The organism is Natribaculum luteum, from assembly GCF_023008545.1.
In the GTDB taxonomy this organism is placed as follows: Archaea; Halobacteriota; Halobacteria; order Halobacteriales; family Natrialbaceae; genus Natribaculum; species Natribaculum luteum.
Window position 1 is genome coordinate 583,635 of sequence record NZ_CP095398.1, and the last position, 22,683, is coordinate 606,317.

21 protein-coding genes and 5 pseudogenes are annotated in these 22,683 nt (G+C 60.2%); 14 read left to right on the forward strand and 12 right to left on the reverse strand.

Annotated features, from left to right (window positions below; all coding sequences use genetic code 11):
• Positions 1 to 3 precede the first annotated feature (3 nt).
• Entirely contained in the window at positions 4 to 435 is a 432-nt protein-coding gene (tsaA, locus tag MU558_RS21355; protein WP_246975364.1) for a tRNA (N6-threonylcarbamoyladenosine(37)-N6)-methyltransferase TrmO, read from the forward strand.
• Between the two features lie 400 nt (positions 436 to 835).
• Here the strand turns inward: tsaA and MU558_RS21360 are convergent.
• From MU558_RS21360 to MU558_RS21375, 4 genes and pseudogenes are all read right to left on the reverse strand, one after another.
• Positions 836 to 1,093 (reverse strand): annotated as a pseudogene (locus tag MU558_RS21360) (IS6 family transposase); the annotation flags it as partial.
• Between the two features lie 228 nt (positions 1,094 to 1,321).
• Positions 1,322 to 1,879, reverse strand: coding sequence for a PIN domain-containing protein (locus tag MU558_RS21365; RefSeq protein WP_246975366.1), 558 nt, complete (start codon positions 1,877 to 1,879; stop codon positions 1,322 to 1,324).
• Between the two features lie 14 nt (positions 1,880 to 1,893).
• On the reverse strand, positions 1,894 to 2,547 hold the full coding sequence (locus tag MU558_RS21370; protein WP_246975368.1) for a hypothetical protein: 654 nt from the start codon (positions 2,545 to 2,547) through the stop codon (positions 1,894 to 1,896).
• 309 nt (positions 2,548 to 2,856) lie between these two features.
• Positions 2,857 to 3,564: pseudogene (locus MU558_RS21375) on the reverse strand (RNA-guided endonuclease TnpB family protein); the annotation flags it as partial.
• Between the two features lie 82 nt (positions 3,565 to 3,646).
• Between MU558_RS21375 and MU558_RS21380 the strand changes: the two are divergent.
• On the forward strand, positions 3,647 to 4,951 hold the full coding sequence (locus MU558_RS21380) for an IS4 family transposase (protein ID WP_425607621.1): 1,305 nt from the start codon (positions 3,647 to 3,649) through the stop codon (positions 4,949 to 4,951).
• On the opposite strand, the gene MU558_RS21385 is transcribed toward MU558_RS21380, so the two are convergent.
• Positions 4,952 to 5,326 (reverse strand): HAD family hydrolase, encoded by a 375-nt coding sequence (locus tag MU558_RS21385; RefSeq protein ID WP_246975370.1) that lies wholly within the window; start codon positions 5,324 to 5,326, stop codon positions 4,952 to 4,954. It abuts the gene before it with no gap.
• A 142-nt stretch (positions 5,327 to 5,468) separates the two neighbouring features.
• The gene (locus MU558_RS21390; RefSeq protein ID WP_246975372.1) at positions 5,469 to 6,590 is read right to left on the reverse strand and encodes a TDT family transporter; all 1,122 of its coding nucleotides are present in this window, start codon (positions 6,588 to 6,590) and stop codon (positions 5,469 to 5,471) included.
• Between the two features lie 175 nt (positions 6,591 to 6,765).
• Here MU558_RS21390 and MU558_RS21395 point away from each other — a divergent pair.
• The 3 genes and pseudogenes from MU558_RS21395 to MU558_RS21405 form a co-directional block, all read left to right on the forward strand.
• A pseudogene (locus tag MU558_RS21395) lies at positions 6,766 to 6,978 on the forward strand (biotin/lipoyl-containing protein); the annotation flags it as partial.
• Positions 6,979 to 7,194: 216 nt separating this feature from the next.
• Positions 7,195 to 8,613, forward strand: coding sequence for a dihydrolipoyl dehydrogenase (gene lpdA, locus MU558_RS21400; RefSeq protein WP_246976683.1), 1,419 nt, complete (start codon positions 7,195 to 7,197; stop codon positions 8,611 to 8,613).
• Between the two features lie 115 nt (positions 8,614 to 8,728).
• Positions 8,729 to 9,127: an OsmC family protein gene (locus MU558_RS21405; protein WP_246975374.1), complete on the forward strand. Its 399-nt coding sequence runs from the start codon at positions 8,729 to 8,731 to the stop codon at positions 9,125 to 9,127.
• Between the two features lie 42 nt (positions 9,128 to 9,169).
• Here MU558_RS21405 and MU558_RS21410 read toward each other — a convergent pair whose 3' ends face one another.
• Positions 9,170 to 9,586: a universal stress protein gene (locus MU558_RS21410; RefSeq protein WP_246975376.1), complete on the reverse strand. Its 417-nt coding sequence runs from the start codon at positions 9,584 to 9,586 to the stop codon at positions 9,170 to 9,172.
• A gap of 194 nt (positions 9,587 to 9,780) precedes the next feature.
• Between MU558_RS21410 and MU558_RS21415 the strand changes: the two genes are divergently transcribed.
• Positions 9,781 to 10,050, forward strand: coding sequence for a hypothetical protein (locus MU558_RS21415; protein WP_246975377.1), 270 nt, complete (start codon positions 9,781 to 9,783; stop codon positions 10,048 to 10,050).
• Entirely contained in the window at positions 10,047 to 10,793 is a 747-nt protein-coding gene (locus MU558_RS21420) for a lipoate--protein ligase family protein (RefSeq protein WP_246975379.1), read from the forward strand. The genes MU558_RS21415 and MU558_RS21420 overlap by 4 nt, the downstream gene beginning before the upstream one ends.
• On the opposite strand, the gene MU558_RS21425 is transcribed toward MU558_RS21420, so the two are convergent.
• Positions 10,790 to 11,671 (reverse strand): ZIP family metal transporter, encoded by an 882-nt coding sequence (locus tag MU558_RS21425; protein ID WP_246975381.1) that lies wholly within the window; start codon positions 11,669 to 11,671, stop codon positions 10,790 to 10,792. The genes MU558_RS21420 and MU558_RS21425 overlap by 4 nt on opposite strands.
• A 164-nt stretch (positions 11,672 to 11,835) precedes the next feature.
• On the opposite strand from MU558_RS21425, the gene MU558_RS21430 reads away from it, so the two are divergent.
• The 3 genes from MU558_RS21430 to MU558_RS21440 all read left to right on the forward strand — a co-directional run bounded on the left by MU558_RS21430 (position 11,836) and on the right by MU558_RS21440 (position 15,247).
• Positions 11,836 to 12,114 carry an antitoxin VapB family protein gene (locus MU558_RS21430; protein WP_246975383.1) on the forward strand — a complete coding sequence of 93 codons (279 nt, stop codon included), beginning with the start codon at positions 11,836 to 11,838 and terminating at the stop codon, positions 12,112 to 12,114.
• Between the two features lie 554 nt (positions 12,115 to 12,668).
• Positions 12,669 to 14,258, forward strand: coding sequence for an oleate hydratase (locus MU558_RS21435; protein WP_246975386.1), 1,590 nt, complete (start codon positions 12,669 to 12,671; stop codon positions 14,256 to 14,258).
• 134 nt (positions 14,259 to 14,392) lie between these two features.
• Positions 14,393 to 15,247, forward strand: coding sequence for a coenzyme F420-0:L-glutamate ligase (locus MU558_RS21440; RefSeq protein ID WP_246975388.1), 855 nt, complete (start codon positions 14,393 to 14,395; stop codon positions 15,245 to 15,247).
• 158 nt (positions 15,248 to 15,405) lie between these two features.
• On the opposite strand, the gene MU558_RS21445 is transcribed toward MU558_RS21440, so the two are convergent.
• Both MU558_RS21445 and MU558_RS23480 read right to left on the reverse strand, forming a co-directional pair.
• On the reverse strand, positions 15,406 to 16,734 hold the full coding sequence (locus tag MU558_RS21445; protein ID WP_246975390.1) for a TIGR00341 family protein: 1,329 nt from the start codon (positions 16,732 to 16,734) through the stop codon (positions 15,406 to 15,408).
• Between the two features lie 161 nt (positions 16,735 to 16,895).
• Positions 16,896 to 17,080: pseudogene (locus tag MU558_RS23480) on the reverse strand (IS66 family transposase); the annotation flags it as partial.
• A 150-nt stretch (positions 17,081 to 17,230) separates the two neighbouring features.
• Here MU558_RS23480 and MU558_RS21450 point away from each other — a divergent pair.
• From MU558_RS21450 to MU558_RS21460, 3 genes are all read left to right on the forward strand, one after another.
• Positions 17,231 to 18,655 carry a DASH family cryptochrome gene (locus tag MU558_RS21450; protein ID WP_246975393.1) on the forward strand — a complete coding sequence of 475 codons (1,425 nt, stop codon included), beginning with the start codon at positions 17,231 to 17,233 and terminating at the stop codon, positions 18,653 to 18,655.
• Positions 18,656 to 18,748: 93 nt separating this feature from the next.
• Complete coding sequence (locus MU558_RS21455) at positions 18,749 to 19,258, forward strand: hypothetical protein (protein ID WP_246975395.1); 510 nt, start codon at positions 18,749 to 18,751, stop codon at positions 19,256 to 19,258.
• 267 nt (positions 19,259 to 19,525) lie between these two features.
• The gene (locus MU558_RS21460) at positions 19,526 to 20,917 is read left to right on the forward strand and encodes an ATP-binding protein (RefSeq protein ID WP_246975397.1); all 1,392 of its coding nucleotides are present in this window, start codon (positions 19,526 to 19,528) and stop codon (positions 20,915 to 20,917) included.
• 225 nt (positions 20,918 to 21,142) lie between these two features.
• On the opposite strand, the gene MU558_RS21465 is transcribed toward MU558_RS21460, so the two are convergent.
• Positions 21,143 to 21,958, reverse strand: coding sequence for an IS5 family transposase (locus tag MU558_RS21465; protein ID WP_246975399.1), 816 nt, complete (start codon positions 21,956 to 21,958; stop codon positions 21,143 to 21,145).
• A gap of 146 nt (positions 21,959 to 22,104) precedes the next feature.
• On the opposite strand from MU558_RS21465, the pseudogene MU558_RS21470 reads away from it, so the two are divergent.
• Positions 22,105 to 22,275: pseudogene (locus tag MU558_RS21470) on the forward strand (restriction endonuclease); the annotation flags it as partial.
• 135 nt (positions 22,276 to 22,410) lie between these two features.
• Here the strand turns inward: MU558_RS21470 and MU558_RS21475 are convergent.
• Positions 22,411 to 22,602, reverse strand: coding sequence for a hypothetical protein (locus tag MU558_RS21475; protein ID WP_246975401.1), 192 nt, complete (start codon positions 22,600 to 22,602; stop codon positions 22,411 to 22,413).
• Positions 22,603 to 22,683 lie beyond the last annotated feature (81 nt).

The window sequence follows — 22,683 nt, forward strand, 5'->3', positions numbered from 1 at the left end:
CCAATGACCATCACGTACACACCGATCGGACGCATTCGCTCACCCTACGACTCCCCCGCCGACGTCGTCCACGACGATGTCGACGAGACGACCGGCAAGATCGTCCTCGAGGACGAGTACGAGGCCGGTCTCGACGGACTCGAGGAGTTCTCACACGTCGTCGTCTTCGCCCACCTGGACGAGATCGACGAGTACCGACTCACCGCTCGGCCGCCACACGCCGACGACCTCGAGGTCGGCGTCTTCGCGACGCGGAGTCCCCACCGACCCAACCCGCTCGCCCAGACGACCGTCGAGTTGCTCGAGCGCGACGGGACGACGCTTCACGTCAGGGGACTCGACCTCGTCGACGGGACGCCTGTCGTCGACGTGAAACCGTACGTCGGATCGATCGACGACGAAGACGCCTCCTTCGGGTGGCTCGAGGATCTCTGATAACGATGGCTGTGAGTCGTTACCGCTGCAACCGCGAACCAGCTTGCGGTTGCGTCGGCAACCAGTCACAGCCACCATTATGAGAGCCAGACCGAATCGAGAACAGAGCAGGCGGTCGACCGGCGGACATCGCAGCGACGTCCGGTCGGCGATCCAGAACGATGACCTCGTGTTCGATGCCGATCCCGAAACGAGAAACGAGAGCGCAGGGACATCGCGAAAAGACGTGCAGTACGAACGAACGATCGGTTCGTCGCCGACTCGAGGACAACCTGGTGACAGCGCGTACGACAACCCACGATAGTCAATTTTCGTATAACTCTCAGTTAGGGCCTGTCATCTACTCAGCGCAGTAACGACATCGTCAACTGTGAGTGACATCCTCCTTGCCGGGCACTGTCTAGTTCAGCACCTCCTGAGCTGGTGTTCGGCCATCGAGTGCTTGACTCGGTTGATCGTGGTTGTAGTGGTGTCTAAACCGTCTGAGCCAGCGATGTGCGCTGGCTGGACTGCCCCGCCAAAACGAATGAAAGCAGTCGATTCGCATCGACACAGTCTGGAACCATTTTTCGATATGGTTCCGGTCTGTGTAGTTGAGCTGACCGCTCAGATCGTGTCGAAAGAGGGCAGTCAGATAACCACCGTCGTCAACCGGAAACTCGGTGTGTAACCGACCCCGCTCTACTTCACTCGGGCTGCTACCCTCGCTCGTTGCGGCCGGGGGCTCCGCCTCGAGAGATGCTGAAAATGCAGCCCATACTCTTGCCAAGACCCGTGAGGGGTTTCTAGGTTAGTGGGTTGCATTTCTAGCTACACTCGTCCAACCGCCGCAACGCTCTCTGCCGATAATCAAGGCGAGTGCCTCGGGGCGTGTCCCCGAAGCAGTTCACTCATTCCACGTAAGCTGGTCAACGGTTGGAAACTCAGCCTTCGCTGTCTGGGGCGGGTTGTAGTATCGAGACTTGATATCGTAGTACCCGAATTCGGGAGGGAGACGAGCGCACGCCGTTGCCAGATTCTCGTCCGCTGTGTGGGTAATTACACGAATGCGGGCATTCGCGTCGAACAATCGAACCGCCAACGCGACCAACGACGCATCCCGCCAGTTGTTCGTCTCTGGATACTTGCTTTGCTGGTTGAGAAACGCATCTGCAACGAAGCGCGCTTTCTCAACTGGCCCAGCACTATTATCAAACCCTTTTGTGCGATCACCTGGCAGCGGTGTGGCCACCCGAAGCCACCCCTCTTCGATAGCCCTATCGAGGTATGGATTCGTCGGTGAATCGGCACTCCCAGTATCCGCCAGTTCGTGGTAGACCGCTGCTGGCACCCAAATCTCTGTTCCGGATTCCTCGACGGCACTCTTGAGCGACTGTAAACGCGGACTGGGATGCTTCCCTACATTCCGAAACATCACCGTGTCCGCAATGTTCGCAGTGTACATCCTCGGTACTCAGGCTACTCGTCAGCAAATTCTCCGAGGAGATCGCCTTCGTCCTCATCGAAATCATCCGGTGCGTACGTCGTCGGGGCCGACTCGTCGTCACCGAGATCGAGAATCGAATAGAGCGCTTCGACGAGATCATACGTAGTTCCAGGCGAAAGGTCTGTGAGGGTCGCGATCTGCCGGATTGTGACATCCCCCTCACTGTGTGCCTTCACGAGATCGTATGCGAGTGCGAACGTGACGATACCGTGGTCTTCGAAAACCCGCTTGATCACTGGGTACTCGTTCTTCTGTGCGATCACTTCGATAAGTTCGGGTGTGATCGAGACTTCCGTCTCGCGGACCGTCAGTGTCAGCTCGAACTCTTCAGCGGTGTACACGGCGGTCCCGCCATCGTCACCGACCTTGCTAATCAGGCCCGCCTGCTCCAGCTTATGGAGATAGTCGTACACCGTCTTCTTCGAGACGGTCGTTGATTCAACGAGTTCGGGGCCCGTGGCAGTCGCTGTGCGTCTAATCGATGTATAGAGGCTAGCGAGGGACGCGTTCTCGAGTAATTCTGCGAACGTGGGGATTCCGGTGATCATCCCCGGAGTCTCACCCGCGTTTCGCACGTGTTCTGTATCGTAACTCATCTTGTATAGAGTTACGAAACTGGAAACCATAAACGTTTGCCACGGAAATGAGACGCTGTAGTGTCCACAGGTGTCGAGGCGAATGCCACGGGACTCGGCCCGGGGCGGTTCACACACGAGGTTACTGCTTTTCCGCCTGGAAATGTGCACCTCGATAGAAGCTATGACCGACTGCATACGCTACCGCTCCGTGGATTGGGATTCACTCCCTAATGGATGGTTTGGAGGCGTGTCTCTACACAGAGACGACAGTCGCACTCCTAGAGTTTGACCTCCTCCCGCGCCTAACGTCGCGGGAATCCCACCATGGGATTTCAGGCCGAGCGCGGCCCTAAGGTTTCAAGACGCATACGTTCCAAGCGTTAACTGCTGAGTTTCAGCATCGGCTTGGCTGTCTTGTGGGACGGTCAAACGTCCCCCATCCTCAGCCGAGTCATCGCCACTCGTGTGTTCTCTTGAATGGCTCTCTCCGCTGAGGCAGCGGTCTGCAATATTGAGCGCGGCGTTAACGTCTGCTTGGTACTCTGAAACCCAACACTCCGAATTGGAACACTTGAACGTCGCCTGCTTCGGACGGTAGCCCTGTTCTCCACAACAGTGGCACGTCTTCGAGGTGTACGCGGGATTTACCGTCTCCACTCGAATCCCTTTTTCCGCTGCCTTGTACCGAATCTGGGCGTGCATCTTCGCAAACCACCATCCATGAAGCCGCCGGTTCATGAACGCGTCGTAGTCCATGTTCTCACGGATGTGCGTCAAGTCTTCCAGAACCAGTACGGGGGTCTCGAATTGGTCGGCGTAGGCGACGACCTCCGACGTGACCGTGTGGAGAATGTGGTCGATGTGTCGCCACAGTTCGTCGCCGTAGGAGTCAGCGATTCGTTTGCTTCCACGCTGCTGAAGGCGTCGAGTTGCCGTGAAGTACATCTCACGGAGTTGTCGAACCGTCTTGCCTTCGTCGTTCCAGAGGTTGGGTGTAGCCGGGGAGCCACGCTCGTCACGGTGACACACAGTTAACAAAGAGGCTTCCCCGATATCTACCCCCATCCGTCTTTAGCTAAGCCAAGAACCGCATGACAGCGGCGGCTTATCGGAGTTGCTTTTCGGAAGGAATGAGGAGGTGACAGCTGTGCACACCGAAACCTCCTCACGTCACATTGAACGCCGTCTCACTAACCTCCTTCCCTCTGAAGCGCTCGAAGACCACGCCGATGCCGTCGGCGTGGTCGAGCGCGAGGGGAAGCTTCAGCTCCCGCCACTTGTCTGGTCGTTTGCGTTCGGCTTCGCCGCAGGCGAAAGCCGAACGCTTGCGGCCTTCAGACGTACCTACAACTCTACCGCTGACGAGTCACTTTCTCCGGGCGGCTTCTACCAGCGGTTGACTCCGACGCTCGCAGAGTACCTCCGCGACCTCGTCGAATACGGGTTCGACGAGGTCGCTGTCCCTCACACCGTCTCTGATGAGTTCGACCGGTTTCGAGACGTGATGATCGCTGATGGAACCGTCCTGCGGTTGCACGAGTTGCTCTCTGAAGCGTACAAAGCACGTCACGAGGAGCAGGCTGGAGCGAAGCTCCACCTGCTCCACAACGTCACTGACCAGACAGTCGAACATTTCAACGTCACAGACGAGAAAACGCACGACAGCACGTTGTTTAACACAGGATCGTGGCTGGAAGGACGGCTAGCGATCTTCGACCTCGCCTATTTCAAGTACCGGCGGTTCGCGTTGATCGACGAGAACGACGGCTACTTCGTGAGCCGACTGAAAAAGAGCGCGAACCCGGTTGTAACGGAGGAATTACGGGAATGGCGCGGCCGCGCCATTCCCTTAGAAGGCGAGAAGATCTTCGACATCGTGGATGATCTCTCCCGGAAGTACATCGACGTGGAAGTCGAGGTCGAGTTTGACCGACGAGAGTACGCGGGCACGCAGTCACGTGATACGAAACGGTTCCGCGTCGTCGGCGTCCGCAACGAGGACGCCGACGACTACCATCTGTACATCACGAACCTTTCTCGGGAAGAGTTTCTCCCGGCCGATCTAGCGACGATCTACCGATGTAGATGGGAAGTAGAGCTGTTGTTCCGTGAACTGAAGACGCAGTACGAACTGGACGAGTTCGACACGACGAAGAAGCACATCGTAGAGATTCTGCTGTACGCAGCGTTGTTATCCTTGGTCGTGAGTCGTGATTTACTCGGTCTGGTCATAGAGCACGCTGATGATGGGATCGTGTTTCCGCCGGAACGCTGGGCGGCGACCTTTCGGTCGCACGCCCAGCTCATCCTCCGCGAACTGAGAGAGTATCTCGCCTACTCACCGCCGCCACTGCTACAACGACTGATCGAAGACGCTCAGAAGATCCACAGGCAACGACCAATCCTGCAAGAACAGCTCGCTACTACCATCCAACCGGCTGCTGAGGCTTAGCTAAAGACCAATGGCTAGTCGGTATTCTCGAGCGAGTTCGTCCAGGAGGCGAGCGGCAGATGGGAGGAGTGTTACGTTCGATTGGTCGCGTTCATCGTCGAACACCGCTGCGACATCTTTGCCAAGTTGCCTCTCGTATCCGTTCTCTGCAGCAAGCGTTGCAAAGCATTCAGAACGGAGTTCGGCCATCGAATCGCACGTTTCTGCGAACTCGTCGTATCGGCCATAGTACTCCTCGACAGAAAAGATCGGTTCGAGATCGAGATGGGAAAAGCACACCCGGAGCAGTTCTCCGGGAGATCGTTCGTACCGAATCAAGGTATCATCGAGATCGAAAGAGATCGCTCCGACGTTCTCGACGTTGCTGTGTTCCATTGCCGCCGTATGCATCTTACCCACGGTGGTCCAAAAAGGGACGTGATGAGATGAGTAGCGCTGTCGATACGCCCACTCCACGGTTGCTTCGATGATGACAGAGACGACCGAATGGGATTTCGACAGGGCCAAAAGAGAGGAATCAATCGGCCGTAAACGCTCGTCCACGGGCGACGAGTCGGACGGTCCGTCCTGCCGTGACCGTCCAGACGACCAGCAACAGCGCGGTCACCCCGACCAGAACGTAGCCGAAGACGTCGACCTCGAGGAGGCCTGCGAGCACGTCGGTCGAGACGGCGAACGCACCGACCGGGAAGGTGTAGGCCCACCACGTGAAAAAGAAGGGGTGCGTTCGACGGGTGGCGTAGTAGGCGACGAGCGCGCCCGTCAGGAGGAACCACCAGGCCGAAAAGCCCCACAGCAACAGCCCCAGAAGCTTCAGGAGTGGTTCCAGTGGCGCGGCGGCGACGTCCATGCCGACGCCAGCCTGTAACGCGTGAGAGAGCCGTGCGACGTCGATCGCGAGGACGGCCGTCGGCGCGAGACCGATGGCGAACGTCGGCGCGAGTTTCTCGTGGGGGAGTGACTCGTAGGCGTATCGATAGAGGACGATCGAGCCGAAAAACAGGAACATGAAGGTCCCGACGCCGAGGGCGACCACCGACGCGGTGAAGATCGCCTGACCGGCGAGGGTGCCGGCGTAGTACTCGCTGACGAGCAGGAAGCCGAGCAGCGGGATCACGAGGTGTGACACCGGCGGGATGTACCACGCGAAGACGCCGTCGTCGGGGCCGATCCGATCGTTGGTGAACATGAGCGTGACGAGCAACAACCCGAACCCGAAGATGCCGACGCTTCCGGCGACGAACAGGGCGGTAAGCAGCGGCCGCAGGGTCGCGTCGGGCAACACGTCGCCTGTCGTCTGGGCGATCCCGACGCCCAGGACGAGCAGCGTGATCGGCATCGTCGGGAAGAACTGACTCCGGACGGGGTGGGTCAGGTCGGCCCACACCCGGCCGGGATAGTAGACGATCCGCAGGAACCACGGAATCGCGTACGCGACCGTCGCGACCAGCGTCAGGCCGACGAACGCCGTGGCGAGCGTCGCGACGGACTCGAGGTGAACCCGTGCTGCGACCAGCGCCAGCGCGACGCCGAGGACGCCGGTCCCCATCGTCGATCCAAACCACTGCGGTCCGAAGAACTCGATAGTACTCGAGATTCGTGATCGCGTCTCCGCCGTCGTCCGCTCGACGTCAGCCATAGTATTGTCTAATATTGTAATAACTGTGCGCCGTTAGACTTGAACGTATCGACTGCAGCCAGCCGAAAATTTGGCGTCAACTGGCGAGTGGCGTGTCGCAGTTCCACACGGTATCACGCCCCATTAGTCTTGCATACCAAAGGCAATATTAAACACGGCCGATGAACTCACGTCGATGACCTACGAGTTCGAGTTGCCGGAGCTTGGAAACGGCGCGACCGACGGGACACTGGTGGCCTGTCACGTCGAACCGGGCGACGACGTGGTCGAGGGTGACCTCGTCGCCGAAGTAGAGACCGACAAGTCCGTCGTCGAGCTGTCGGCACCGGTCGACGGCACCGTCACCGACGTCGTCGCCGCCGTCGGTGACACCGTCTCGGTCGGTGACGTCGTCTTGCGATTCGAGACCGATACGGCGGAATCGGACGGCGCTACCGCTGACGCCGATACCGACGACGACCTCACGCCGGCAGTGACGCGACTCGAGGCGGACGACGACCCCGACGCCGATGAGTCGACTGGCACGAACGAGTCGGATGCGGACGGCCCCACGCCGGCGGTCACCCGGATCGACGACGACACGGAATCGACCGATACGGCGGACGTGCCCGCGGGGACCGTCGACGGCGTCCCCGAGTCGACCGACGTGCTCGTCGTCGGGGCCGGCCCGGGCGGCTACGTCGCGGCGATTCGCGCCGCCCAGCTCGGACTCGAGGTCACGCTCGTCGAGAAAGACGCCTACGGCGGTACCTGCCTCAACGACGGCTGTATCCCGTCGAAGGCACTCATCCACGGCGCGGACGTCGCCCACGAGGCGACGAGCGCCGAGCACCTGGGTATCACCGCCGAGATCGACGTCGACGCCGACCGGCTGACCGACTGGAAAGACGGCGTGGTCGATCGACTGACCGGCGGCGTCGAGGGGCTGTGCCGTGCCGCCGGCGTCACGCTCGTCGACGGCCACGCGACGTTCGTCGACGACCACCGCGCCCACGTTGCGACCGACGATGGGGACGCTGCCATCTCGTTCGAGTACGCGATCGTCGCCACCGGGAGCCGCCCCATCGAGATCCCTGGATTCGAACCCGACGGCGAGCACATTCTCGACTCGAGTGACGCACTCGAGCTCTCGGATGTCCCCGACCGCCTGGTCGTCGTCGGCGCGGGCTACATCGGCATGGAGCTGTCGACGGTCTTCGCGAAACTGGGCACGGACGTCACGGCTGTCGAGATGTTCGACGACGTCCTGCCGATGTACGACGACGAGATCTCGCGCGTCGTCCGCGAGCAGGCCGTCGAGTACGGCGTCGAGTTCCGGTTCGGCGAACGCGCTGCCGACTGGGAGCCGACCGACGACGGCGTTCTCGTCACGACCGAGGACGAAGACGGCGCGACTACGGAACTTACCGCCGACGCCGCGCTGGTCGTCGCCGGGCGCGAACCGGCGACCGACACGGCCAACCTCGAGGCGCTCGGCATCGAACTCGACGAAGACGGGTTCGTGCCGACCGACGCCCAGGGGCGAACGGTCCGCGATCACGTCTTCGCCGTCGGCGACGTCGCGGGCGAGCCGATGCTGGCACACAAGGCCAGCTACGAGGGCGAGGTCGCCGCGGCCGCGATCGCCGGTCAGCCGGCCGCACTCGACCACGAGGCGATGCCCGCTGCAGTGTTCACCGACCCCGAAATCGCGACGGTCGGGCTGGCACGCGACGAGGCTGCCGATGCGGGCTACGATCCGGTCGTCGGTCGGATGCCCCTCCAGGCCAACGGCCGGGCACTGACCGTCGAGGCGACCGACGGGTTCGTCCGCGTCGTCGCCGACGCGGCGACAGAACGCGTCCTCGGCGCGCAGATCGTCGCCCCGAACGCCTCCGAACTGATCGGCGAGGTCGCGCTCGCACTCGAGGTCGGTGCCGACCTCTCGACGCTCGCCGGGACGGTCCACACGCATCCGACGCTGTCGGAGGCGATCATGGAAGCCGCCGCCGACGCTCGCGACGAAGCGATCCACACGCGCTGAGGGTCAGCCGTCGGACACCGATACAGGGCCGCTATCTCCTCGTTTCGAGACCGTATTTATATCCGATCGATTCACAAGACCTTTTCCTGTATAGTGGACACTGCACAATACAGACATGGACGACATCTCTCTGACGACGACCAGCGACGACGGCTTCGACACGCAGAGCGTCATCGGCGACTTCGCACTCGCCATCGATCCGATGGAAGAGACGGGGCCGAACCCGAACGCGGTGCTCGTCGCCGACTACGCGTCGTGTTTCCTCCCTGCCGTCCGCGTCGGCGCACAGAAAGCCGGCTACGACGACCTCGGTCGGATGGAGATCGACGCGACGGCCACGCTGGACGACGAAGACGACCTCGAGAACATCGAGTTCACGCTGAAAGTCGAAGCCGACGTCGACGACCCGGACGAACTCGCCGCCCTCGGTGAGGACATCTGTCACGTGCACGCGGCGCTTCGAGAGGAGCTACACGCCGACATCACCGTCGAGGCCGGCGCGTTCGATAACTGAATTCGCCTTTCGTATCGCCTTTCGTATCGCAAAACACGCCGGTCAGCGGACGACCGTAACCGGCATCGGCGCACGGCGAACGACTTTCTCGGCGACGCTCCCGAGCAAGACGCGAGAGGGGCCCGCCCGGCCGTGACTGCCGACGACGATCTGATCGACGTCGTTTTCTTCTGCAAACGACACGATCTCGGCCGCAGGCTGGCCGACGGCCATCTCGAGTCGGTACTCGACGTCTTCGGCCTCGAGGAGGTCGCTGACCTCCTCGGCCGTCTCGCCTGCCACCTCTTCCCGTTTTTCCATGAATCGCTCACGAGTGAGGTTGAAGCCCGCCCCGAGGGAGCCGCCGGCCGCTTCGACGACGCGCAGCAGGATGATCTCCTCGTCGGGGTACTCGCGAACTGCGTGTTCGACTGCCTGCTGTGCGGGGTAGGAACCGTCGTACGCGACGAGGATTGCCATGTGGGCGATGGGTACCGCAGGTACATAAATCTCGAGGCGACTCGAGAGTGCCACTCGAACGACAGCGAGTCACGGGATCGACGTGAAGACGGACGAACGTCGATTGGACGGCCGACAGTGGGCAGGCCGCCCTCGACCGGTCCACGGACCGGAGAAAGTCAGCGTTACCTGTTTCGAACGCGTTTTTCGTACTGATGCACGACAGCGCGACGGTCAAAGTTCCCGCTGGCAAACTCGTCGAGGTCGACGTCACCTACGACGACCGACTGACGGACGTCCGCGTGACCGGTGACTTCTTCCTCGAGCCACCCGAGCGTCACGCCTCGCTCGAGGCCGCACTCGAGGGCCATCCAGCCGACGTCTCCCGGCCGACGCTCGTCGAGGCGATCGAGGCGGTCGACGCGACGCTCATCGGCTTCGACGCTGAGCACCTGGCTGATGCGACGCTGGAGGCGATCCGATGACCTATCGAATCGTCGACGCTGGCACCTACAGCGAGCCGGTACAGCAGGCACTCGAGGGCGTCCTGACCGAGCGTCTCGACGAGGGCGACCTCGAGCCCACGCTGCGGTTCTGGCATCGCGAGTCGCCTGCAGTCGCGCTCGGACGCTTTCAGGCGTACGCCGACGAAGTCGCAGTCGACTACGTCGACGAACACGACGTCGACGTCGTCCGACGGCTCACCGGTGGCGGGGCGATGTACGTCGAACCGGGTGCGGTCATCACCTACTCGCTGTACTTGCCCCGCGAGGCCGTTTCAGACGACATCGAGGCCAGCTACGCCGAACTCGACCAGTGGGCGATCGACGCCCTTCGAAGCGTCGGACTCGACGTCTTCCACGAGCCGCTGAACGACATCACCCACGCCGATGGGAAAATCGGCGGCTCGGCCCAGCTTCGGAAAGACGACGCCGTCCTCCATCACACGACGATGAGCTACGCCCTCGACACGAGCGAGATGCTCCGGGTGCTCCGGATCGGCGAGGAGAAAGTCTCCGACAAGGCGATCAAGTCCGCGGAAAAACGCGTCGCGGTCATGCGTGACTACGTCGACGCGACCCGGGCGGAGATCATCGACGCGATGAAAGAGACGTTCACCGACCGCTTCGACGCCGAACCCGGATCGCTTCCGGACGACGTCGTGAACGACGCTCGCACCCGCGCGACCGAGACGTTCGCCTCCGACGAGTGGAACCGAAAACTCTAGACGACCAGCAGCCACGCGAGGACAACTGCAACGGCTCCGACGACGGCACTGACCGCAGCGTGCGTTCGCAGTCGGTCCTGGAACTGGTGGAAGTCACCGTCGATCGCGGCGTCTGCGGGACACGTCTCGCTCCCGGCGGTACACTCCGGCAGGAGGTCGACGGCGACGTGGAGGAACACGCCGGCCGCGATACCGAAGAGGAGTCCGCGCACGACGCTCGAGGGGCCAAAGCCGACGATGCCGACGGGAAGCGCGATCAAGCCGACGGCGGCCGCCGGGAGCGCGAGCGCGACGACGGACCGTCCCTCCCCGGCGAGTCGACGCGCCGCGGCGTAGCCGGCGGGCGCTTTGTGCGAGACGAGTGCGACCCCGAGGACCGACGTCAGCGACGGCATCGCGGTGTAGATCGCGCCGATGATCGCCCCGGCCGCGAGGGCGTGGACCGTCAGTTCAGCCGCCGTGTGGTCGACCGGCAACTCGAGGTGGGAGAGTCGGTGGCCGAGGGTGTGGCCGACGTAGCCCGCGAGGAAGCCGACGGCGATGCCGAGGCTCCCGAACTGGCCGTGCTGGCCGAGCGCCTGCGGGACCAGAAAGAGCGCGGCGCTCGTCACCATCGCACCGCTCGCGAGGCCGTATCCCCACACCGACTCGAGTGGGTGGCTGGCGGTCGCTGCCCGTGCGCCCAGCGGCGCGCCGATCGCCATCGCGCCGAACGCGACCCAGGAGATCGCCAGCAGTTTCCAGGTAACGTCCGCGGCGAGGGCGAGCACGGAGAGTACGACAAGCGCGAGCAGTCCGCCGACGCCGACGGCTCGCTCGTAGGAACGCCCCCGGCCCTGTCCCGTGTCCGCCTGTGAGGTGGTGGTGTCTTCGATCACTATTGCTCGTTAATAACTATACCCCACAGCTTATTAACTCCTTCGCATCTTCTCGACGGCCTGGAACGGCCTCGGTGTCGGTCGTCGGGAATTCGATATCGGTACTCGGTCTGTCGTTGAAATCGTCGGAAAGGAGTTTGTGGTTCTGCGTGGTAATACAAGGTATGGGTACGAAAACCATCGACATTCGAGACGACGTGTACGAGCGATTGCAGGCTCGAAAGCGAGCGGACGAGAGTCTCTCCGACCTCGTCAACCGCCTGCTGGACGAAACGACCGTCGATTGGCGAGAGGGCTTCGGAACGCTCTCCGAAGGGGAAGCCGACGAACTCGAGAAGTTCGTCGAGGACTCCCGTGACCAACTGGGCGAGGGCCTTTCCGCGCGGCAACGAGAGGCTCTCGACGAGTTGACGGATGGAGAGACAGAAGATGAAACTGCTTGATACGACGGTTCTCAGCCATTATTCACGGTAGAGTGACCAAATTGACCTCCTCCCCCGCGTGAACGCGGGGGAATTTCACGGGAAGGCGGGTGTATTCGCCTCGATTCTCTATAAATTATCGGTGGGCTGTATATATCGCACATAGAACTTTCACTCCACCCCGAATCCGAGGAAACCGACCGACTGATCGCGTTTAGCGACGGTGTCATTGAACACAGCAGTCTGAGCAGCTCCGACGCGGCCAACGTCGCCTCGTCGACTACACAATCAATCGCATGGTATGATCATCGATCGTCTACTGACGGATTGGTTGCACGAATGAGAGATTATATCTCTAGTTATTAAACAGACTATGCGAAATACAGTATATATTTTACAAATTGTTATTTGCCCGACCATCCTCGGTTTAGTTGTGATGAAACGTCAGATGCACCTGTTAGGTCGGCAGCGATCCAGAAGAGTATCCACGACTCCACTACCGGCACTTCAGACGAATACAGACGGTATGACGGCCTCTGATCGTTTCCGGACGAATGCGCCACTGGGGGAATTGCATGCCTGGTGAACAGACACCACACGTCGCCGACCGCGAAGCCCACGTCGTTGGCGGTGGCATCGCCGGCCTGGCCGCCGCGGCGTTCCTGATTCGCGATGGAAACATGCCTGGCGAGAACGTTCATCTCTACGAGAAACTCGACGTCGTCGGCGGGGCGATGGACGGTGCAGGCAACCCCGACGAAGGGTACGTTATCCGCGGCGGGCGCATGTTCAATTTCCCCGCCTACGAATGTACATGGGACCTCTTCCGGACGATCCCTTCGCTCGAGGACTCCAGCATCTCGGTCAAAGAAGAGATGAACGAGTTCAACGAGATCCACGAGTCATATGCGGAGACGCGGCTGGTCGAAGATGGGACCCATCTCGATGCCTCGCAATTCGAGCTGAAGATGCACCACCGGACCTCGCTGGTTCGACTTCTGCTTACACCCGAGGAACGACTCGGGGACACCCGGATCGAAGAGTGGTTCGACGACGATTTCTTCGAGACGAACTTCTGGTACTTGTGGGCGACGATCTTCGCCTTCCAGCCGTGGCACAGCGTCGCTGAAGTCCGCCGATACATGTATCGGTTCCTGCACGTGTTCCCCGGTCTACACACGTTGGAAGATATCGACCGGACCAAGTACGACCAGTATCATTCGATGATCCTGCCGCTTCGGCGCTGGCTCGAAACTCGTGGCGTCGACTTCCAGCAGGACTGTCGCGTGACCGATATGGACATCGTGACTTCGCGAGCAGGGCGGACTGTCGAGCGGCTCCACTACGAGACCGGAGAGAGAACCGAGAGCGTCGAGGTCGATCCCACGGATCTGGTCTTTTTCACCAACGGTTCGATGACCGATGGCTCGGATCTCGGGTCATGGGACGAAGCACCCGAAACGAACGAGACCGGAGCGTCCTGGGAGTTGTGGAGGTCGATCGCCGAGGACAACACCGGGTTCGGCGACCCCGAGGTCTTCGCGGGCAATGTCCAGGAGACCAAGTGGGAGTCCTTTACCGTCACGTTACACAACACCGATCTGTTCGATCACATCGTCGAATTCACCGACGAGGAGCCGGGCAACGGGCTGGTGACCTACGTCGACTCGTCCTGGCTTCTGTCCACTGTCGTCGCAGCCCAGCCCCACTTCCCGAACCAGCCTGACGACGTGAAAATCTTCTGGGGGTACGCCCTGTTCACAGACCAGGAGGGCGACTACGTCGAAAAGAAGATGTCCGAATGTACAGGACGAGAGATCCTCGAAGAGCTCTGCTATCACCTGCAGTGTGAGGATCGCCTGCCGGAAATCCTGGAGGACGTAGACTGCGTGCCGTGCATGATGCCGTTCATCACGGCCCACTTCCAGCCCCGGACGCCCGGCGACCGGCCGCTGGTCGTCCCCGATAGCTCGAACAATCTCGCATTCGTCGGGCAGTACGCCGAACTCCAACGTGACGTCGTGTTCACCGTCGAGTACTCGGTGCGGACGGCGATGACCGCCGTCTATGACCTGCTCGATCTCGATGCGGAGATTCCACCCGTGAGCAAGCACTACCGCGAACCGGGCGTGCTCGCAGATGCAGTGAGCGCCTCGTTCGATTGACTGGCAACGGCTGTGCTGTTTCCCGTCATGCTATCTTGCCCGTTTGATAGGGGCTTTGTGGTCTTACGTCCTCTTCACCAGAGTTGGTGAGAACGAGATTGCATCTTAAATAGGTCGCCGCCGATGTTTCACTAATGCCGGAATTGACCTTTCACGGATTAGATATTGGGCGAGTCGACCCGAATGACGATCTCGTTGAGCGAATCGTCGAGACGACCGACGAGGAGTATCCCCTGTCGGACGGTGACGTGATCGTTATCACCACGAAAGTCGTTTCATTCGCCGAGGGGCGACTCATCGAAGCCGACGATGTCGATGTTACTGAACGCGACCAGCGAGTCGCTGATATCACTGGAATCGATCCACGCGAGGTGGCGGTCATCTATGAGGAAAGTGACGTTCTCGGTGCAATCCCGATCGCGGAAATTGGTGAGGACCTGCTGTTGGAACACGCTGTGGATCCCGACGTCGCTCAAGAAGCGCTCGACGACGTCCCCTCCATGCTTGTGACCGAACGTAACGGCCGACTCTGTACGAACGCGGGCATCGACTGGTCGAACAGTCCGGAAGGAAAAATGACGCTCCTTCCAGAAGATCCCGACGAAAGTGCGCGACGACTCCGCGAGGAGATCGAAGCACGAACCGAAGCCGACGTCGCTGTCGTGCTCTCTGATTCAGAAGTTGCCGGTCCGGGATCGATGGACCTCGCTGTTGGTTGTTCGGGAATCGAAGCGATTGACGCTAACTTCGGACGGACAGATCTCTACGACCAGCCGAAGATGGGCGGTGTCGATCTCGTCGCCGACGAACTCACCGCAGGTTCAGCGCTGCTGTTCGGCCAGGCTGACGAACAGGTTCCCGTCGTGGTCGTTCGTGGGCTCGAGTATGAAGACGGTGAGGGCGTCCCGAACTCAAGCGGTATCGTTCGTCGAGGCCTCCGCAAAAGCATCGAGTTAACTGCTCGATTGAAGGCCCGGGAATGGTTCTGACATCGAATCGAGCAACGACACACAGTGTCACGCCTGTCGCACAGTCAGCTGGCACCCTATTGGACGTAAGGGGATCTTCATGGAGTCACGCTCTTTGTGGGTAAGAAACTCCTGTAGGCAGGAGAGGATTCACTGTCAGTCATAGAGCGCCGAAATCCCTACGCAGTATCGTACTCAACGAACCGAACGTCGACCCTCACGTCGTCTCCCGTTTCGTCGGTAATTCGTTCGTCCAGTTCTGAGACAAGTTCCGGATGTTCGTCATCGCTCGGCTGCTCGACCGTGATTACAATACGTTCGGGTCCTTCGAACAGGGACCCTTCTTCGATTCGTACTACGGGCTCGAATGGGATTTCTTCCTCGAGAAATAGTTCGACTTCGACGAGGTAGATGTCCTGATACGCCGACGAGTCGAGGACGGCTTCCGCTTCCGTCGTGACGTCGTTCTCGAGCGATGCGCGTTCGTACGACGCCCACGTGACACCGATCATGAATACCGACAGTACTAGGATGACGAACGTCAACACGACGAGGCGACGACGGACTAACTGACGTGCGATCCCTTCCTCACTCTGAATTTGGGGGCGGTACCCCATCGCCCAGAGGGTGAGGAGGCCCGTGATATTGACGCCAAGCAGGTTGACGAAGACGAGGACGAGCGAGCCGACTGCGGCGTTCGGTATCCACCAGGCGATAGCGATGCCGGCCGCTGCGGCGGGCGGGATCAGTGCAGCAGTGATCATCACGCCAACCAGTGTGACAGAGGTACCCGTCGAGAGGCACAACACGCCGGCAATTCCCGCGCCGAAGGCGACGACCAGCGAAAGGAGGTGAGGAAGGACCCGTTCGCTGACTTCGTCGATTTCGAGGACTTCAATCCCAGGCGGTACGAGAAATAGCGACTTCGAGAGCCAGGCGAACGCCGCGGAACCGGCGATCGCTACGCTGACGCCCAGCACTTGATACATAACCCCGGTCCAGAGCAGGTCGCGTTCGTTGAGAACGGTCCCGACGCTGGCTGCGAGCGTCGGTCCGATCAAGGGTGCAATAACCATCGACCCGACCACGACGGCGGCCGAATCGAGTAACAGCCCGGCCGTCGCAACGATCGCACTCACCAGCGTCAGCGTCACGTATATCGGAATCGCCAATACGAGTCCTTCCGATTCGGCGTACAGTTCGTAGCGAGCGAGGCGCTGATCGTCCAGTACCTCTCCCGTGAACCGATCTTTGAGAGCTCCGAACTTCTGGGAGATGACCATGTCTGCCGTAACGATCACCGTGTGATCGTCCTCGCCGAGTCCGACCCTCTCTAACTCGTCTAAGATGACTTCGACGGCGCTTTTCGGGAGGGTGAATGACACGAGGGATTCGTACTCGCTGCTGTCGTCGGTCGGAACGACTGTGTAGTCAATCCGTTCCGAGTCAAGTACCTCTAAGACTGGTTCGCGCGTCTCCGGTCGGAGCGAAATCTCGACGTGGCGCATGGGATACTGATCACTGGAGACGGACAGACATCAAACATTGCGCGCGTCTCGGCAACCCAACCCGAAGACGGTCATGGGCAACCGAGGTCTTCCGCTTCAACCCTATTGATTTAGGCGCGGGAGGAGGTCAATATCTCTCGGAAGTAGTGTGCAACACGACATGGGTTTTCGTACCACTCGAGGCGAGCCTCAAGTTGTTCGATCTGCTGTTGTTTTACAGTGATCTGACGACGAAGAAGTCGGTTCTCAAGCTCTTTGACTACGAGTTCTGGCGGAGATACGTACTGTTCTCGGTGTGGATCGTGGAATCTATCGATTCCAGCGATCGGCTAACCCCCAGCGACACACTTGGTTCACCATCGAGAGTCACTGCACACCTGATCGCACAGCTCTCGTGCGATCAGTGTGTAAATCGTTTCAGTTGTTACTGTAGCTGGATACATCCGGTATCACTGTTTGTCCACAGATACTTGCTATCGCTCTCCGTCCAGAAACCATGGATACCGCCGTCGTCTGGTTTCGAGACGATCTCCGAGTCACGGACAATCCGACGCTCGCCGATGCGGTCACCACGGCAGACGAAATCGTGCCGGTCTACGTCGTCGATCCGCACGAGCGCGGCGAGACACGCTACGGGACCGAAAAGCTCGGCACTCACCGCGCCAGATTCCGCCGCGAGTCACTGCTCGAGTTACGGGCGGCGCTCCGAGAGCGAGGGGGCGAGTTGTTCGTCAGGCAGGGCCGTCCGGAGACAGTCGTTCCCGACATCGCGGGTCGCGTCGACGCCGATGCCGTGTACGCACAAACGAAACCGGCGACGGAGGAACGCAAGGTGGAAGACAGTGTTCGAGCGGCACTTCCCGACGAGATCGCCTTCGAGCACCGGTGGACGCATACGCTGTATCACGTCTCTGATCTCCCGACGTCATACGAGCGGATGGGGGAGACGTTCACGCCGTGGCGCAAAGAGATTGAACGCGAGTGTTCGATTCGAGAGCCCGTCGAACCACCGAAATCGATTTCCACGCCAGCCTTGCCCGCCGGCGGTGTACCGACGCTGTCGGACCTCGGACTCGAGACGCCGCCCGAGGACGAACGTACAGTGCTCGCCTTCGAGGGAGGCGAATCAGCCGGCAAGCGCCGCCTCGAGGCATATTTCTGGGAAGGAGATCACCTCAGAGAGTACAAAGAGACCCGAAACGGGATGCTGGGGGCAGACTACTCCTCGAAGTTCTCGCCGTGGCTGGCGGCAGGGTGTCTCTCGCCACGGTGGATCTATGACGAGGTCCGTCGCTACGAGGCCGAACGAGTCTCGAACGAGGACACCTACTGGCTCGTCTACGAGTTACTGTGGCGTGACTTCTTCCAGTTCCAGTTTTGTAAATACGGCGCACAGTTTTTCCATCCCAACGGAATCCGGGACATCGAAAAAGCGTGGGAGCACGACCGGGAGACGTTCGAGCGGTGGGTGAACGGCGAGACGGGGATTCCGTTCGTCGATGCGAACATGCGCGAGCTAAACCGGACGGGATACATGTCCAATCGTGGCCGCCAGAACGTCGCCTCGTTTCTCGCCGACGCACTTGGTATCGACTGGCGCTGGGGAGCAGCATACTTCGAGGAACGACTCGTTGACTACGACGTCGCCTCGAACTGGGGGAACTGGGCCTACCAGGCCGGCGTGGGAAACGACTCCCGTGACAATTACTTCGACGTCCTCTCACAGGCCGAATACTACGACGCCGACGGCGAGTACGTGACGACTTGGCTGCCCGAACTCGAGGGACTTCCCTCGGCGTTCGTCCACCAGCCCTGGCGACTGAGCGACGAGCAACAGGCCACCTACGGCGTCGAACTCGGCGTCGACTACCCGCGGCCGATGATCGACATCGAGGCACGCTACGAAGAACTGGATAGCTGACATCGCTGCTCGGAGGAGAGGTCTCGAGACACTCGGCGGGAGCTACCACCGCTACCGTGTACGCATTTGTGTCAGTACACAGTATGCTCCGGCATGTTCAGACGCGCTCGAGAGCTCGGCCCGCCGATCCTGGTCCCGCTGGCCTGGACGTTCGTGACGGCCGCCCACCTCGAGGTCGTAACCGAGTACACGCTGTTCATCGCTCACGTCGTGATGGCCGTCCTTCTGGTCGGCTTCGCGGCGACCGGCTACGCCGACATGCGCGAGGGCGTCCTACGCACGTGGTGGCTGCTCATCGCCGTCGGCTCGGTCGTCACGCTCTGTGGGGTCGTCGGCCTCTGGCTCGAGCCGACGAATCCGGCGCTTACGGCCGTCGCTCTTTTCGGCTGGATGCTTCTACCGGCAGTCGGCTTCGTCGATACCAGGCGTCGGGTCACCAGAGGGGGCTGGATCTACGCGGTCGGGACCGCGGGCTGTCTACTCGGTGCGGCCCTCTACGCCGTCGGCCCGACCTGGGGCACCCGGACGGCCGCGGTCGGTGGACTCGTGCTCGTCGGGCTTGGCCAGACGGCAGGAATTGTCGATGCGGCGATCCGCTACTGAGGCTACACGTCGTCGACGTTGGCCCGCAGATCGACGACGCGCTCGCGGATCGCCTCGAGGTCGCCGGACTCGCGTTTGGAATCGACGTGTGAGTACATCAGTCCCATCCGATGAGTGGACAGACGGTATCCCCGACTCTCCAGCCCTGTTTCGCTTGAATCTTTTGCTGGGCTTGGTTTGGTACTTTGTTCGCAGTCCGAGCAACTCTCGGTTGGGCCTGGTTGACCGAATGTTTAAGTCATTATCGCAGTAATCATTATCCAGAGTATGACCTTCTACGACCGGGAGGCGGAACTCGATACCCTCACCGCCGCGGTGGAGTCCCCCGGTGCGGACTTCATCGTTGTTTACGGCCGACGTCGAGTCGGGAAGACGGAGCTCCTCAAAGAATTCTGTGCCAATCGCCCCCACATATACTTCCTCGCCGCGCAGGAGGCCGAGCATAGACAGCGAGAGAAGTTCCTCAACCAGATCGCAGACCACTTCGACGAGCGCGTTCCGCGAATCGACGGGTGGGACGAGGCGTTCGAATACCTCGGGGAGCAACTCCAGCGTGAGGATCTCGTCGTCGTCATCGACGAATTCCCATATCTCGTCGCAGAGAACGACTCACTCCCGTCGTACGTACAAGCGTTCGTCGACCAGGAACTCGATGGGACGGATTCGATGCTCGTACTTTGTGGGTCGAGCGTGAGTACGATGGAGTCAGAGATCCTGGGACACGAGAGCCCACTCTACGGGCGACGAACGGCACAACTCGACGTGACGCCGTTCTCGTTTCAACAGGCCCGAGAGGTCATCTCGTACGACATCCAGGATGCGATTCGCTCGTATGCCGTCACGGGTGGCACCCCGATGTACCTCACGCTGTTCGACTACACACAGTCGCTCGCGGCGAATATTCAGTCGCACGTACTGTCACCGTCTGCAGTGCTGTATAACGAACCAGAGTTCCTCCTGCGAACCGAGCTCCGAAACCCGGCCCGGTATATGAGTATCCTCGAAGCGGTCGCGCTAGGCCATACGACACCGAACGAGATCTCCGGCGCAACGGGGATCGACTCGGGACCACTCTCGAAGTACCTACAGACACTTCGCCGACTCAGGCTCATCGAACGAGACGTTCCAGTCACGGCCTCGGGGAAGAAATCAAAGCGGTCACGGTACCGGGTGGCTGATGAGTTCCTTCGGTTCTGGTTTCGGTACGTCGAGCCGAATCGATCCAGTATCGAGGAAGCACCGGAGATCGTGTACGACGGGACGATTGAGCCGGACCTCCCAACGCACGTCGCAACCACGTTCGAAGATGTGTGCCAAGAAGCCGTCTGGGAAGGGATTCGACGCGGCACGTTCGAGCCGTACTCAGAAGTCGGTCGCTGGTGGTACGGAGAAGAAGAGATCGATATCGTCGGGTTGGCACCGAATGACGACCGAGTCCTCCTCGCCGAATGTAAGTGGACGACGGATCCGATTGGGGAAGACCTCGTCGAAAGCCTACGAGCAAAGGCAGAGAACGTCCGATGGGGACCGCCGGATCGAGACGAGCAATTCGCCCTGTTCTCGAAAAACGGATTCGTCGACGGACTCGAAGCGCAACTCGACGACTCGTGGTCCCTGTTCAGCGTAGCGGACCTCGACGAGCTACTCACGCCGTCCTAAGTTGCAGTGTTGAACGCAAGACAGCGCCGTCATAGAAATTTTGACATTCGCTTTTCCACCGGTAGCTACGCTCTATCGGTAGGTTCTGAGATCGGACGATTCGATTTCAGCCGACTTGTGCAGTGATCAAAACATCAGTTTCACAAGATGCTGCACGAAGTGTGAGATGGACGATGGCGATGCCTCTCTCGAATACGTCCGGAGAAGAGGAGCAGGCGGCGAGCCTTAACTCGCCGCCTGCGCGAGGTTATGGACGATGCACTTCCGTGTGAGCTCCCGGAACTGGCCATGCCAGCTCCGGGAGCGGAGCTCGTCGCCGTCGTCCTTCAGCATCGCAAATACGGTCTCACTCATTGACCGTTGATTGTAGACTTCGTCGTCAATTCTGGCGTTGTGAGCCTTCTTGAGTGCGTTTTGCTCACAGTGTTTGATCACTGGTCGCGTTGACGCTTCACGGCAGGCCTCCCGGAGATTGCTCCATGAGTACATCTTGTCAGCCAGAAGTGCCTGCAGTTCTTCGGCGTTGCGCCGAAAGACCTGCAGCCCAATGTGACCGTCATAGGCTTTCTTTGTGGTGAAATGAGCGTCCATGATAGCAAGTGACTCCGTATCGACGAGCAGCGTTGTCTTCATCGCATTGAACGAGTAGCCGACACGATTTCGGTAGTGCGAACTAGCCTGATCTCGCTGGAAGCCGCTGGCATCGATCGAGGCAGTTCCTGAGAGCCCCGCCTGCTCCGCTGACCGGCGGAGCAGGCGGCGCAACTCTTTCATCGGGAATTCTCCGTCCCACACGCTGAAAGACGTGTAATCAGGTGATTTCTCAAGGCCGAACACAGCAAGGATTCCCGGCATCTCGTTCAGATAGTCCTCGAACTGCCGGAGCGGCTTGTTGACTTCCTCTTTGAGCAAGAGCAACGCGATCTTCGTGGACTTGGCGTACCCGTCCGCGCCGTCCGGCGCGGCGGGTACGTCTGGTTCTTCTACGTGGGTCGTGGCGAACTCGTGAAACGTCTGTGCGAGGTTCCTGAGACGTCCCATATCGCCAGACGGCGTCCAAATCCCCTGAAATCAGCGATACAATCCGCAGAGGGCGTCGGCGTTCAACAGAGCATCCTAAGTACTTCGGTACTAATCCAAGGGAACGTATATACGGGACGGATAATCAACAAATAGAACATATCAAAATGCCTGTTCTGGACGATCTCTCCGGGTTCGAGTTCGAGGACGTGATGGAAGATGTTTTCCGGAATCTTGGCTACGAGAACGTTCGACAAGCAGAACGGACGGCTGACGAGGGGCGCGACATCCTCATGGAGGAGGTCGTGGACGGGACTCGGAGAGGCATTGTCGTCGAAGTAACTCGCTCGTTCTGGAATGCGACGTGGAACGAACTCTTATAACTGGTGTCGGTGGATCGAGGAACACTCTCGACCTCACGCGTCCACCCCCTCGAGTCTGAGCCAGCGCAGTAGCAGTTCGATCCACGCCGGTCACTCCTCATCGCGGTTCCTGTATCCGTCGGCATCCAGGTCGAACAGCGGAACGGCGACGTCGTCGTTCACACCGAACACCCACCGTCGACCGTCCTCGAGACGGACGTCGACGCGTGCGTGGTCGTTCGGACTTACGGAGATTTCGACCTCGACGAGCCGACCGGCCTCGAGGTCTCCGCTTCGCTTCAACCTCACAAGGGTTCGTCTGAAACTATTCTGTAGGAGCTCCGGAGACAGCTGACGTCTTCAGACACGCCTGCACCAGAGTCA

Excerpts from the sequence above, each read along its gene's own strand:
- MU558_RS21420 (WP_246975379.1), top strand. The coding sequence starts at position 10,047 with ATGACCTATCGAATCGTCGACGCTGGCACCTACAGCGAGCCGGTACAG.
- MU558_RS21460 (WP_246975397.1), top strand. The coding sequence starts at position 19,526 with ATGACCTTCTACGACCGGGAGGCGGAACTCGATACCCTCACCGCCGCG.
- MU558_RS21365 (WP_246975366.1), bottom strand. The coding sequence starts at position 1,879 with ATGTACACTGCGAACATTGCGGACACGGTGATGTTTCGGAATGTAGGG.
- MU558_RS21405 (WP_246975374.1), top strand. The coding sequence starts at position 8,729 with ATGGACGACATCTCTCTGACGACGACCAGCGACGACGGCTTCGACACG.
- MU558_RS21450 (WP_246975393.1), top strand. The coding sequence starts at position 17,231 with ATGGATACCGCCGTCGTCTGGTTTCGAGACGATCTCCGAGTCACGGAC.
- MU558_RS21455 (WP_246975395.1), top strand. The coding sequence starts at position 18,749 with ATGTTCAGACGCGCTCGAGAGCTCGGCCCGCCGATCCTGGTCCCGCTG.
- MU558_RS21385 (WP_246975370.1), bottom strand. The coding sequence starts at position 5,326 with ATGGAACACAGCAACGTCGAGAACGTCGGAGCGATCTCTTTCGATCTC.
- MU558_RS21410 (WP_246975376.1), bottom strand. The coding sequence starts at position 9,586 with ATGGCAATCCTCGTCGCGTACGACGGTTCCTACCCCGCACAGCAGGCA.
- MU558_RS21370 (WP_246975368.1), bottom strand. The coding sequence starts at position 2,547 with ATGGTTTCCAGTTTCGTAACTCTATACAAGATGAGTTACGATACAGAA.
- MU558_RS21415 (WP_246975377.1), top strand. The coding sequence starts at position 9,781 with ATGCACGACAGCGCGACGGTCAAAGTTCCCGCTGGCAAACTCGTCGAG.
- MU558_RS21390 (WP_246975372.1), bottom strand. The coding sequence starts at position 6,590 with ATGGCTGACGTCGAGCGGACGACGGCGGAGACGCGATCACGAATCTCG.
- MU558_RS21445 (WP_246975390.1), bottom strand. The coding sequence starts at position 16,734 with ATGCGCCACGTCGAGATTTCGCTCCGACCGGAGACGCGCGAACCAGTC.
- MU558_RS21435 (WP_246975386.1), top strand. The coding sequence starts at position 12,669 with ATGCCTGGTGAACAGACACCACACGTCGCCGACCGCGAAGCCCACGTC.
- MU558_RS21430 (WP_246975383.1), top strand. The coding sequence starts at position 11,836 with ATGGGTACGAAAACCATCGACATTCGAGACGACGTGTACGAGCGATTG.
- MU558_RS21440 (WP_246975388.1), top strand. The coding sequence starts at position 14,393 with ATGCCGGAATTGACCTTTCACGGATTAGATATTGGGCGAGTCGACCCG.
- MU558_RS21465 (WP_246975399.1), bottom strand. The coding sequence starts at position 21,958 with ATGGGACGTCTCAGGAACCTCGCACAGACGTTTCACGAGTTCGCCACG.
- tsaA (WP_246975364.1), top strand. The coding sequence starts at position 4 with ATGACCATCACGTACACACCGATCGGACGCATTCGCTCACCCTACGAC.